A 12,144-nucleotide genomic window follows, 5' to 3' on the forward strand; every position below is an offset into this window, starting at 1 on the left:
GATGCAGCCGAAACATGTGCTTTTGTTCGTTCTGGTGGGCGCGCTCTTCATCGGGACGGGGTTCGTTCAGTCCTGGAACACCGCGCTGACGATTTTCAACATGGGGCTGGTATCGGCCATCATGGCGCTCGGCGTGAACATGCAATGGGGCTATGCGGGTCTGTTCAATGTTGGTGTCATGGGGTTTGTGGCGCTTGGCGGCCTCGCCGCGGTTCTCGTATCCATGCCGCCGGTCGAAGGCGCATGGGCGGCCGGCGGGGTACAGGTGCTTCTGGGTCTGGTGCTGGGGGCGGCAACCATTGTCGGCGCCATTCTCGTCTGGGGCCGGATGCGGCCGGGACGCATGCGCGGGATTGTCATCCTGATCATTCTGGTCGCGGGGTTCTTCATTTTCCGCGCGGTGTTCGATGCGGGCGTGGCCCGGGTTGAAAGCATCGATCCTGCGCTGACCGGGTATCTGGGCGGTCTGGGCCTGCCTGTCGTCCTGTCCTGGCCGGTCGGCGGGCTTCTTGCCGCCGGTGCGGCGTGGATCATCGGGAAAACGGCCCTTGGCCTCAGGTCCGACTATCTGGCCATCGCCACGCTCGGCATCGCCGAAATTGTCATCGCCGTTCTGAAGAACGAGGACTGGCTGGCGCGTGGTGTGAAGAACGTCACCGGACTGCCGCGGCCCGTTCCGTTCGAAGTCGATCTGCAGGCCAATGAGCGCTTCGTCGAACTGGCGCAAGGCATCGGCGCCGATCCGGTCAGCGCCTCGACGATTGCGGTAAAGCTGGCATATGCCGGGTTGTTCATCGTGGTTCTGCTGGCCCTGATCTGGCTGAGCGAGAAGGCCCTGAACTCCCCATGGGGTCGGATGATGCGGGCGATCCGCGACAACGAGATTTCCGCCTCGGCCATGGGCAAGAACGTCAAGGCGCGGCATTTGCAGATCTTCATCCTCGGTTCGGCCGTCTGCGGGCTGGCCGGGGCGATGATGACCACGCTGGACGGCCAGCTTGTGCCCGGCACCTACCAGCCCCTGCGCTTCACCTTCCTGATCTGGGTCATGGTGATCGTCGGCGGCTCCGGCAACAACTGGGGCGCGGTTCTGGGCGGTTTCCTTGTCTGGTGGCTGTGGATTCAGGTGGAACCGATCGGCCTGATGCTGATGCAGGGCATCACCGCAGGCATGGCGGAGGACAGCGGCCTGCGTGATCACCTGCTCGATTCGGCGGCCCATATGCGGCTGCTGACCATGGGGCTGATCCTGTTGCTGGTCCTGCGCTTCAGCCCGCGCGGGCTGATCCCCGAACGCTGAGCGATATGCACCGGCCGGCACCGATCCCGCATTGGCCCTTGGCCCCCGCGTGGAGCGTTCCTGACAATGATGATGGGATGAGGGAACGGGCCGGGCCGCTGCGGCCCTTGCCCGGCGTGGCTTGGCGGACGCTCAGCGCCCTTCGAAGCGGGCCGGCCGTTTTTCGAGAAAGGCCATGACACCCTCCTTGAAGTCACGGGTGCGGCCACAATCGCCCTGAAGTTTGCCTTCAAGCTTCAGTTGCTCGGCCATGGAATTACCAAAGCTGGCCTGCAGGGCCTCTTTCACCTTGGCATAGGCGGCGGTGGGGCCTTTTGCCAGATGCGCGGCCCGGCCGCGCCAATGCTCGGAGAACTCCGCGTCCGGCACCGCTTCCCAGATCATGCCCCAATCCGCGGCCTGCTCGGCGGTGATCTTGTCGGCAAACAGCGCCGCCCCCATGGCGCGGGCCATCCCGATCTGGCGCGGCAGCACATAGGTGCCGCCCGCGTCGGGGATCAGGCCGATCCGGCTGAACGCCTGAATGAAGCTGGCGCTGTGGCAGGCAATGACCACATCCGCGGCGAGGGCCAGATTGGCCCCCGCGCCCGCGGCCGTTCCGTTCACGGCGGAAATCGTGGGAACCGGGCAATCGACGATCGCCATCAGCATCGGGATGTATTCGTCGCGCAGTGTCCGTTCGAGATTGATGTCGCCCACATTGGTGCGGTCGCCCAGATCCTGCCCGGAACAGAACGCCCGGCCCTCCCCCGTCAGCACGACAACCCGCGCCTCGCGCCCCGCATTTCCGACCGCATGCGTGATCTCGGCCTGCATCTGGGTGTTGAGCGCGTTCATCACATCGGGACGCCGCAGGGTGACGGTTGCGATATCATCGGCAATGTCGAGGGTGATGGTTTCGTAAATCATGGAGGTCTCCGCTGTCCCTGTTCCGGGGCGGACCATATCAAACCGATCAGTTCAGGAAAGCGGAAACGCCGCGTCAGTCCTTCATTATCTCCGCCAGCCGTGTGGCTTCCGCATCGCTGAGCGCGGCCTCGCCCGGCGCGGTGGCGTGATTGCGGCGGCGCACATAGCTTGCGGCAAGACCCAGACCGACCAGCAGGATCGCGGGGCCCGCAAGCCACAGGATCAGCGTGGAGCCGCGGGCGGGCGGGTTGAGCAGCACATATTCGCCGTAGCGATCCACCACGAACTCGATCACCTCTTCATCGGTGTCGCCTTCGACCAGTCGTTCGCGCACCAGAAGACGCAGATCGCGGGCCAGTTCGGCATTGCTTTCGTCGATGCTTTCATTGCGGCAGACGAGACAACGCAGCCCGGTCGAGATATCCCGGGCGCGTTCTTCGAGAACCGGATCGTCAAGGATCTCATCGGGTTGCACCGCCAGGGCGGCACCCGGCAGGATCAGGGCAAGAGACAGGATCAGGGCACGGATCATTCTGCCGGCACCCCGCCCGAGGCCGAGGGAACCCGCGCCTTGGCCGCACCGGCCGCCACGCGATAGCGGCGGTCCGACAGCGACAGGAACCCGCCAAGCGCCATGATGATGGCACCGCCCCAGATCCAGTTCGCAAAGGGTTTGATATAGGTGCGGACCGCCCATCCGCCGTTATCCTGCGGATCGCCGATGACCACATAGACATCGCGGGTGAAGCCGTTGTTGATCCCGGCCTCGGTGGTGGGCATGCCCGCGACCGGGTAGATCCGGCGCTCGGGGTAAAGCAGGTCGAGAACCCGGCCATGATCGGTGACGGAAATCGTGGCCATGGTCGAGAGATAATTCGGCCCCTCGACCCGGCGCACCTCCACCAGTTCGATTTCATAGGCGCCCACCTGATAGGGCTGCCCCTCCTGCGCGACGCGGATATCCTCGATCTGGTAGGTGGTCAGCGCCGCGATCCCGAAGAGCGTGACGCCGAAACCCGCATGGGCGACGGCCTTGCCCCAGTCGGCACGCGGCAGACGGGTCAGCCGGCCAAGCCGGTTGCCGATCTCACCTCGCCCGGTGCGCGACCACAGATCGATCGCGGCTCCGGCGACAAGCCAGACGGACAGGCCGATCGCCAGCGGACCGATGGCCGATGAGCCGGTGAACATCGCATAGCTCAGAAGCGTCGCCGCAACAGCCAGCACGGCGGCGCCGACAAGCGGTTTCATCGCGCGACCGATCCGCCCCCGTTTCCATGGCAGCATCGCACCGATCGGCAGGGCCACGGCCAGACCGATGACAAAGGGCGTGAAGGCCGCGTTGAAGAAGGGCGGGCCGACCGAAAGCGTACGGCCGAAGAACATGTCGGCGATCAGCGGCCAGATCGTCCCGATGAAAACGACGAAACAGGAGACCGCAAGCAGCAGGTTGTTCACCACCAGCGCGCTTTCACGGGAGACGGTGGAGAAAACGCCCTTCGCCTCCATGATGCCCGCGCGGAACGCGAAGAGCAGCAGGGCGCCGCCCATGAAGATCGTCAGGATCGCCAGAATATAGACCCCCCGCTCCGGATCGTTCGCGAAGGCATGGACCGAGGTCAGGACGCCCGAGCGGACGATGAACGTGCCGATCAGGGAGAAGCCGAAGGCCAGGATCGCAAGCAGGATCGTCCAGCTTTTCAGCGCCTCGCGTTTTTCCACGACGATGGCGGAGTGCAGGAGTGCCGCCGAGATCAGCCAGGGCATGAAGCTGGCATTTTCCACCGGGTCCCAGAACCAGAAGCCGCCCCAGCCAAGCTCGTAATAGGCCCACCAGGAGCCAAGCCCGATGCCGATGGTCAGGAAGACCCAGGCCGCCAGCGTCCAGGGACGGACCCACCGGCCCCATGCCGCATCGACCCGGCCCTCGATCAGCGCGGCAACGGCGAAGGAGAAGGCCATGGAGAGGCCCACATAGCCGAGATAGAGAAACGGCGGATGGAAGGCCAGACCGGGATCCTGCAACAGCGGGTTCAGATCCTGGCCGTTGAAGGGCGGGATCTCCATCCGCAGGAACGGGTTGGAGGTGAAGAGGATGAAGGCGAAGAACGCGACCGCCACGGAGGATTGCACCGCCAGCACACGGGCGCGCAATGTCGGCGGCAGATTGCCCCCGAACCACGCGGCCATGGCGCCGAACAGGGTCAGGATCAGCACCCACAGAAGCAGGGAACCTTCGTGGTTCCCCCAGACCCCGGTGATCTTGTAGATCATCGGTTTCAGCGTGTGGGAGTTGTTGACCACCAGACTGAGCGAGAAATCCGATGTGACGAAAGCATAGGTCAGCGCCCCGAAACTGACGGCGGTCAACGCGAATTGCGCCGTTGCCGCCGGAGAGGCCACGGCCATCCAGCCCGCCTGCCCGCGCGCGGCGCCGATCATCGGCACGATCATCTGAAAGATCGCGACCATGAAGGCCAGGATCAGGGCGAAATGTCCGAGTTCTACAATCATGTCTCTACCTTAGGCCTCCGCACGCCGTTGCGCCAATAGATAGTATGTTGAGATCACATAGGATTGTGCATTGATGTCGCGGGGGGGCCGAGCCGCGCCACAGGCCACGCTCGCCCTCACCATGATTTGCTTGGCCGGATTGCGCCAACGCCCCACGGACCGGGGCGAACGGTCGCACGGGGCAGTGCCCAAGACACCCGCCCGCCGGGCCTACCGGCCGCGGAACAGCCCGCCCAGCACCCCGCGCACCAGCGCCTGGCCCGATCTCGTGCCAAGCTGGCGGGCAAAGCTCTTGGCGAAGGTGGTCGCGATGCTGTCGCTTCGGCTGGACCGCCCGCGCGTGCCCGCGCCGGATTTACCGGTGGATGTGGACCGGCTGACGCGGGTGCCGGAATAGCGGCGCCCGGCCTGAAACTCCCGCTCCGCGGTGCTCTCGGTCTCCCGCTCCAGAGCTTCGGCCCTTTCCGCCTCCGCCGCCGCCTCTTCCGCGCGCCGGGTCAGCATCTCGAAGGCGCTGTCGCGGTCGATGGCCGCTTCGTATTTTCCGGCCACAGGCGATGCGCCGACAAGAGCCGCCCGCGTGGCCACGGCGATCGGGCCAAGCTGGGACGAAGGAGGGCGGATCAGCGTCCGCTGCACCACGCCGGGCACGCCCTTGCGTTCCAGCATCGAGGTCACGGCCTCGCCCACACCCACCTCGCGGATCGCATCCTCGGTGTCGAAATCCGGGTTCTCCCGGTAATTCTCCGCCGCCTGCCGCAACTCCCGCTGATCCTTGGCCGTGAAGGCGCGAAGCGCGTGCTGAACCCGGTTGCCGAGCTGGCCCAGAATATCCTCGGGCACATCGGCCGGGTTCTGGGTGACGAAATAGACGCCGACGCCCTTGGACCGGATCAGACGGGCCGCCTGCTCCACCTTGTCGATCAGGGCCTTGGGCGCGTCCTCGAACAGCAGATGTGCCTCGTCAAAGAAGAAGACCAGCTTGGGTTTGTCCGGGTCGCCCACCTCGGGCAATGTCTCGAACAGCTCCGACAACAGCCACAGCAGGAAGGTCGCATAAAGCCGGGGCGCGCCCATCAGCCTGTCGGCGACCAGAATGTTGATCCGGCCGAACCCCTCTTCGTCGTGCAGCATGATGTCGGACAGCTCCAGCGCAGGCTCCCCGAACAGCTGGCTGCCGCCCTGCCCTTCCAGTACCAGCAGACGCCGCTGGATCGCGCCGATCGACGCGGTGGAGACATTGCCGTAGCGCAGGCTCAGCGTCTCGCGGTTCTCGCCGACCCAGACCAGAAGCGCCTGAAGGTCCCTGAGATCCAGCAGCGGCAGCGATTGCTCGTCGGCCACGCGGAAGGCGATGTTCAGGATCCCTTCCTGCGCCTCCGACAGCTCCAGCAAGCGCGACAGGAGCAGCGGCCCCATTTCGGAAATCGTGGTGCGCACCGGATGGCCCGCCTCTCCGAACAGGTCCCAGAAGGTCACCGGAAAGGCGCGATAGGCATAATCGGCAAAACCGATTGTCCCGGCCCGCGACATGAAAGCCTCATGCAGCTTGAAATCGGCCGTGCCGCTGGCGCCAAGTCCGGACAGGTCGCCCTTCACATCGGACAGGAACACCGGCACACCCCGGGCCGAGAAGCTTTCCGCCAGAATTTGCAGGGTGACCGTCTTGCCCGTGCCCGTGGCACCCGCGATCAGCCCGTGGCGGTTTGCGTATTTCAAAAGCAGGGTCTGCGGCTCCGCATATGCGTTGCCGCCACCACCGATAAAGATACCATCACTCATGCGTCTGAACCGTCCCAAAGAATTCCAGTCGCGATACCATACATTCTTAACCAATCGGTGCCAGTGTGATCCGCGACGTTGCCCTCACTCCCTTGGGTGGCGTCAACTTCCTCCCTGTCAACTGGCCGCGTCCCCCTTGCTTGGGACGCGGTTTTTTCCATGCCTGTTGCCTGTGGAAAAAGTGAACGCTTCCCTGTTGACCTGTGGGCTGTGCTGTCATAGCGTCTGCGCCACAACGTCGGCCAGTCCGACAGGGAGAGAAAAAACGCTGGAAAGGGCTCGTGTCTTCGGGCCCTTTTCGATTTTCCCGCCCCGACGTTCCAGCCCGGTCTGTGCGCGTCTTGCGCCGTTCCCCGCCAGCGGCGCATTTTGCCCCTGACACCGCCCTTTTCCCATGCTAGCCAGCGTCGCAATAGAGCAGAGCAGACTGCAAAAGGATACGTGATCATGAAACCCGCATTGCCCGTCATCCCCGCCATTCTGGCCCTTCTTCTGGCCGGCCCGGCGCTGGCCCAGGATACGACGCCCGAAGCGGCCGGGTCCGAGGCTCCCGAAGCGGCGGCGCAGGATCCGACGGTCGACCCCGAAACCGGCCTGTCGCTCGGAACGCCGGTGCAGGACCCCAACGGGATTGGCACCACATATGTCGCCGAAACCCATGGCGATTGGGAAATTCGCTGCATCCGCGTGGAAGAGGGCGAGTTCGAACCCTGCCAGATGTATCAACTTCTGTCCGACGCGGAAGGCAGCCCGGTGGCGGAGTTCAACCTGTTCGACGTGCCCGATCAGGGCGAGGTCGTGGCCGGCATCACCATCGTGACGCCGCTGGACACGCTGCTGATCCCGCAACTGCGTCTCAGTGTCGATGGCAGTCAGGCGCGACAGTATCCGTTCAGCTTCTGCCAGCCCATTGGCTGCTTCGTCCGGATCGGGCTCGGAGAGGCGGATATCAACGCCTTTCGCGCGGGCGCCAATGCCACGATCAGCATCGTGCCCCTGCCGGCCCCCGATCAGGTTGTCGATCTGACCGCGTCGCTGACCGGGTTCACCGCAGGCTATAACGCTCTGACCGAGCGGACAGCGGCCTTCATGGCCACGCAGGAGGGCGCGTCGGAATAGACATCCGCGCGCGACCTGCCTTCCGGTTCACAGGCAAACGCCCTGCCCGCTTCGGTCAGGGCGTTTTTCGTTTCGGCCATGTTTGGTTTCGGCTCAGGCCACCGCACGCAGCGCCAGCACCGCATTCAGCCCGCCAAACGCAAACGCATTCGACAGAACCGCGCCGACCTTGGCGTCCCGCGCGACATTCGGCACCACGTCCAGCGCGCATTCCGGATCGGGCTCCTCATAGCCGATCGTCGGGGCGATGACGCCCTCGCGCAGCGCCATGATACAGGCCAGAAGTTCCACGGCTCCGGTCCCGCCGATCAAATGGCCATGCATTGATTTGGTGGAGGAGATCATCAGATCGTTGGCGTGATGCCCGAAGGCATCGGCCACCGCGGCGCATTCCGTCTTGTCATTCGCGGCCGTGCCGGTTCCATGGGCATTGATATAGCCGATGTCCTCGGGGTTCAGCCCGGCATCGCGCATGGCGCCCGAAATCGCACGCGCCGCCCCCTGTTTCGACGGCATGACGATATCGGCGGCATCCGAGGTCATGGCGAAACCGACCAGCTCGGCCAGGATCTCCGCGCCGCGGGCCCGGGCATGCTCGTATTCCTCGAACACGAATACCGCCGCGCCTTCGCCTTGCACCATCCCGTTGCGGGTGGCGGAAAACGGGCGGCACGCGTCCTTGGACATCACGCGCAACCCTTCCCAGGCCTTGACCCCGCCAAAGGTCAGCATCGCCTCTGACCCGCCGGTCACCATCGCATCGCAAAGCCCGGTGCGGATCATCTGAAACGCCTGCCCCATCGCATGGTTCGACGACGCGCAGGCGGTGGCGACCGAAAAGGACGGGCCCTTGAGATTGTATTCCATGCTCACATGGCTGGCGGCCGCATTGTTCATCAGCTTGGGCACAACGAACGGATGGACCCGGTTCTTGCCCTCCTCGTAGACGCTGCGGTAATTCTCGTCCCAGGTGTTCACACCGCCACCGGCCGTGCCGAACACGACGCCCGACCGTGCCGCCAGTTCACCCGCGAAAGTCAGCCCCGACTGAGCCAGCGCCTCCTTCGTGGCGATAAGGGTGAATTGGGTGAACCGGTCGTAAAGCGCGATCTGCTGGCGGTTGAACAGCGCCTCGGGCTCGTAGCCCTTGACCTGACCGCCGATCTTGACCGACAGGCGGTCCACGTCGCGCAATTCCAGATCGGCGATGCCGCAGCGTCCTTCGCGCATCGCATCCAGCGTCGTCGCCACATCCTGCCCCAGGGCATTGATGGTGCCTTGCCCGGTGATTACGACCCGTCTCATTTCTGATCGGCCACCAGTCCTTCGACGGCTTTCACGATTGCGGCCACGCTTGAGATGTCGAACGCGCTCTGCTCGGGTTCATTGGCGTTGAACGGCACCTGAATATCGAAGGCCTCTTCTATCGCAAAGATGGATTCCACCAGTCCAAGGCTATCGATGCCCAGATCCTCCAGCGAGTTGTCCATGGCGACATCGCCCGGCTCCAGCACTGCCTGTTCCGCTATGATCGCAATCACCCTGTCCTGAACGCTGTCGGCCATCTGGTCTGCCCTCGGATCGTTTCTCATCGCTCACTTAGTCATTCTGGCCGCGGTTGAAAACGGCTTTCTGCAATGCCTCGACGGTCTTCATGACGCGGGGCAGACGGCGCATCGCTTTGTAGATCTCCACCTGCGTATCCATTTTCACGGCGGGAGAGCCCATAAGCATCCGCCCCGACGGCACATTGGAGAAGATCTTGGTGGCCCCGGCCGCAACCACATCGTCGCCGATGACGATATTGTCCGACAGCCCGCATTGCCCGCCGAGAACCACCCGGTCGCCGATCACCGTCGATCCGGCGCTGCCGACCTGCCCGCAAATCAGACAGTCCCGCCCGATGCGCGCGTTGTGGCCGATATGGACAAGGTTATCGAGCTTGGTGCCGTCGCCGATTTCCGTGTTGGCGATCGTGCCGCGGTCGATGGCGGTGTTGGCGCCGATCTCCACATCGTCGCCCAGAACGACCGAGCCGAGCGAGTGGATGCGCGTCCAGCTTTGCGACGCCGCGGGCGCGGCGGCCTTGCCAAGTGTCTCGCGCGCCCTCTCGACCGTCGATTTCTCCGGTGTGACGAAGGAGAATCCGTCCCCCCCGATCACCGCGCCCGGGTGGATGAACACCCGGTCCCCGATCCGCACCCGCGCGCCGATGCGGACGCCGGCATGGATCACCGCGTCATCGCCGATTGCCGCCTCGGCCCCGATGCTTGCATGTGCGTCGATCCGGGCATTTGCGCCGATCCGCGCGCCGGGCCCGATCACCACGAAGGGCCCGATGGCCGCACCCGCGCCGATCCGGGCGCTGGCGTCGATCACCGCCGTGGCGTGAACGCCCGCCGCGATCCCGGGCCCACGATCCATCGCCGCGGTCAGCCCGGCCAGCGCATAGCGCGGGCGCGGCGCGATGATGGCCGCCTTGAGCCCAAGCGCCTGCCAGTCGCTTCCGGCGCCCAGAACGGCGGCCCGCGCCGCGCCCTTGGACAGATCGGCCAGGAACTTCTCGGACATGGCCAATGCCAGCTGATCCGGCCCCGCGCGGGCGGGCTCCGCCAGTCCGGTCACCTCAAGATCGACGGCGCCCAGGGCTTCCGCCCCGAGCGCCGCTGCAATCTGTTCAATCGTATGGCCCATGGCCCGCCGCCTCGCCTAATGCATGCGGCGAGAGGTTTAGCTTGTGACGGCGCGCACCGCCACCCCTGCGTCCAGCATCGCCTGCCAGAGCAACGTGTTCCGGCCATAGACATCGTCGCGGTAGTTCACCCGGCCCTCCGGCGTGATCCACGCGGTCCAGTACACCAGATGCACCGGGATCTGCGTCTCCAGATTGACCTGCGTTTCCCGGCCCGAGCGGCGATAGGTCTGGTACAGCGCCTCGGGGTCCTCCTCCTGCGGGGCCAGCAGATGATAGGCCAATTCCTGCGGCCGGTGGACCCGCACGCAGCCGTGGGAATAGGCCCGCACCTGACGCTCGAACAGGTTCCGCGACGGCGTGTCGTGGAGGTAGATGTTCCAGCGGTTCGGGAACATGAACTTCACCTCGCCAAGCGCATTCTGGCTGCCCGGGGGCTGGCGCAGATCAAAGGGGAAGTTCCGCGCCGTGTACTGGCTGAAATCGATTCCCTGGCGGCTGACGACCCGGCCACCACGCAGCAATTGCAGATGGCCGGCCGCGGCGGGGTTGCTGCGCATCTGCGGCAGGTACTCGCCCACCGCGATCGAGCGGGGCACATTCCAGCTTGGATTGATGACAATGTGCTCCATCACATCCGAAAACTCGGGGGTGCGCCGATCGCTGTCACGATGGCCGACGACGACCCGGGTTTCGAACGTGACCCGCTCGCCATCGATCACATAGGCGTGGAAGTCCGCGATGTTGACCAGAATGTGCCGGTCGCCCCGCTCCCGATTCATCCAGCGCTGGCGTTCCATCGCAAGAATGATCTGCCCAAGGCGCGTTTCGACACCCACATTGATCTCGGCCATGGTGTCGGCGCCGGCCTCTCCGTCTGCGGTCAGCCCGTGATCATCCTGAAAGCGCTGCACGGCGGCCTGCAGGGTGGCGTCATAGGTCGCGCTGGCCGAGCGCTCCAGATATCCCATGGCGATCAGACGGTTCCGGAGCGCGATCACCGGCTCTCCGCTATCGCCCGGCGCCAACGCCCCGGCCTGAACCGTCGGGCCCCATCCACCCGCACCCAGCACACGCTCCAGCCGGAGCTTTTCGCGCATCAGGCGAACGTATTCCGGGTGGCTGGGCGGCAATGCCCGCATGAATTCGTGGGGGTTGGAGGATGCAAAGCTGCGGATCTGTTCCAGCGGATCGCGCCGCGGCAGGTCCTTCACGATGTCGGAGACCACATCATCGGGCTCCAGCAGACCGGATTGCACATCGCGGGCATATTGCAGGAACATCCGGGAGGCGAGCACCTCGGCCTGGCCGCGCGCATAAGGGTTATCCGCATCGCGGAACGTGGCGCGCAGCAGATCGGCCTCGTAGCGCGAGACAGGCAGCCCGTGATCCTCGGCTCTGTCGAGCGCGGTGAGCAGCGCGTTGCGCCGATCCGCCGCCTCGGTCGTTGTCCAGATCGGTTCGAAATTCCGTTCGCGATAGAATGTCGCCAACGCGTCGTTCGACGACGCGGCCTCCGCAATCGCCTGCCTGAGCGCAGTGACCTGCTGCGCGCTTGCGCTGTGTGTCACCAGCAGACCGTTCAAAAACACCAGCCCCACGACCAATAGAGGAGCAGCCGACCTGAAAATCCGTAGCCTCATGTTCTCAATACCTGTTTGCAACCAGTCCACACCGTCGTGACCACCCTGCTGTCAAAGCCTCGGCGCTGTCCATTCACAATATCGCAAGGCCTGTAGGTTAAACAGCAATTCACCACGACCTGTTCCCGGCCTGCAACGGCCGGTGACGGTGCTGGCGATACCGCGTTGTCGGCGCCGATTCTGCG

General features: G+C 64.7%; 10 protein-coding genes. 2 read left to right on the plus strand and 8 right to left on the minus strand.

Going from position 1 to position 12,144, the window contains the following annotated elements; translation table 11 throughout:
- The first annotated feature begins 1 nt into the window (after position 1).
- The gene (locus tag ACQ651_RS07220) at positions 2 to 1,300 is read left to right on the plus strand and encodes a branched-chain amino acid ABC transporter permease (RefSeq protein WP_227286214.1); all 1,299 of its coding nucleotides are present in this window, start codon (positions 2 to 4) and stop codon (positions 1,298 to 1,300) included.
- Between the two features lie 132 nt (positions 1,301 to 1,432).
- On the opposite strand, the gene ACQ651_RS07225 is transcribed toward ACQ651_RS07220, so the two are convergent.
- From ACQ651_RS07225 to ACQ651_RS07240, 4 genes are all read right to left on the minus strand, one after another.
- A complete protein-coding gene (locus ACQ651_RS07225; RefSeq protein WP_430448911.1) occupies positions 1,433 to 2,209 on the minus strand; it encodes an enoyl-CoA hydratase-related protein in 777 nt (258 codons plus the stop codon).
- A 73-nt stretch (positions 2,210 to 2,282) separates the two neighbouring features.
- Positions 2,283 to 2,741, minus strand: a complete 459-nt coding sequence (locus tag ACQ651_RS07230) for a cytochrome c-type biogenesis protein (protein ID WP_375552504.1) — start codon at positions 2,739 to 2,741, stop codon at positions 2,283 to 2,285.
- A complete protein-coding gene (locus tag ACQ651_RS07235; RefSeq protein WP_227286132.1) occupies positions 2,738 to 4,723 on the minus strand; it encodes a heme lyase CcmF/NrfE family subunit in 1,986 nt (661 codons plus the stop codon). Before ACQ651_RS07235 ends, ACQ651_RS07230 begins: the two co-directional genes overlap by 4 nt.
- Before the next feature lie 210 nt (positions 4,724 to 4,933).
- On the minus strand, positions 4,934 to 6,505 hold the full coding sequence (locus ACQ651_RS07240; protein WP_430448912.1) for a helicase HerA-like domain-containing protein: 1,572 nt from the start codon (positions 6,503 to 6,505) through the stop codon (positions 4,934 to 4,936).
- 447 nt (positions 6,506 to 6,952) lie between these two features.
- Between ACQ651_RS07240 and ACQ651_RS07245 the strand changes: the two genes are divergently transcribed.
- On the plus strand, positions 6,953 to 7,624 hold the full coding sequence (locus ACQ651_RS07245; protein WP_227286136.1) for an invasion associated locus B family protein: 672 nt from the start codon (positions 6,953 to 6,955) through the stop codon (positions 7,622 to 7,624).
- A gap of 93 nt (positions 7,625 to 7,717) precedes the next feature.
- Here ACQ651_RS07245 and ACQ651_RS07250 read toward each other — a convergent pair whose 3' ends face one another.
- Genes ACQ651_RS07250 through ACQ651_RS07265 form a run of 4 tightly spaced genes read right to left on the minus strand, consistent with a single transcriptional unit; the run spans position 7,718 to position 11,887 of the window.
- Positions 7,718 to 8,929, minus strand: a complete 1,212-nt coding sequence (locus ACQ651_RS07250; protein WP_227286138.1) for a beta-ketoacyl-[acyl-carrier-protein] synthase family protein — start codon at positions 8,927 to 8,929, stop codon at positions 7,718 to 7,720.
- Positions 8,926 to 9,189, minus strand: coding sequence for an acyl carrier protein (locus tag ACQ651_RS07255; RefSeq protein ID WP_121898781.1), 264 nt, complete (start codon positions 9,187 to 9,189; stop codon positions 8,926 to 8,928). Before ACQ651_RS07255 ends, ACQ651_RS07250 begins: the two co-directional genes overlap by 4 nt.
- A 34-nt stretch (positions 9,190 to 9,223) precedes the next feature.
- Positions 9,224 to 10,318, minus strand: coding sequence for a UDP-3-O-(3-hydroxymyristoyl)glucosamine N-acyltransferase (locus tag ACQ651_RS07260; protein ID WP_430448913.1), 1,095 nt, complete (start codon positions 10,316 to 10,318; stop codon positions 9,224 to 9,226).
- A 36-nt stretch (positions 10,319 to 10,354) separates the two neighbouring features.
- A complete protein-coding gene (locus tag ACQ651_RS07265) occupies positions 10,355 to 11,887 on the minus strand; it encodes a L,D-transpeptidase family protein (RefSeq protein WP_430448914.1) in 1,533 nt (510 codons plus the stop codon).
- Between the last annotated feature and the right edge of the window lie 257 nt (positions 11,888 to 12,144).

Source organism: Rhodophyticola sp. (assembly GCF_965284195.1).
Taxonomy (GTDB): domain Bacteria; phylum Pseudomonadota; class Alphaproteobacteria; order Rhodobacterales; family Rhodobacteraceae; genus Rhodophyticola.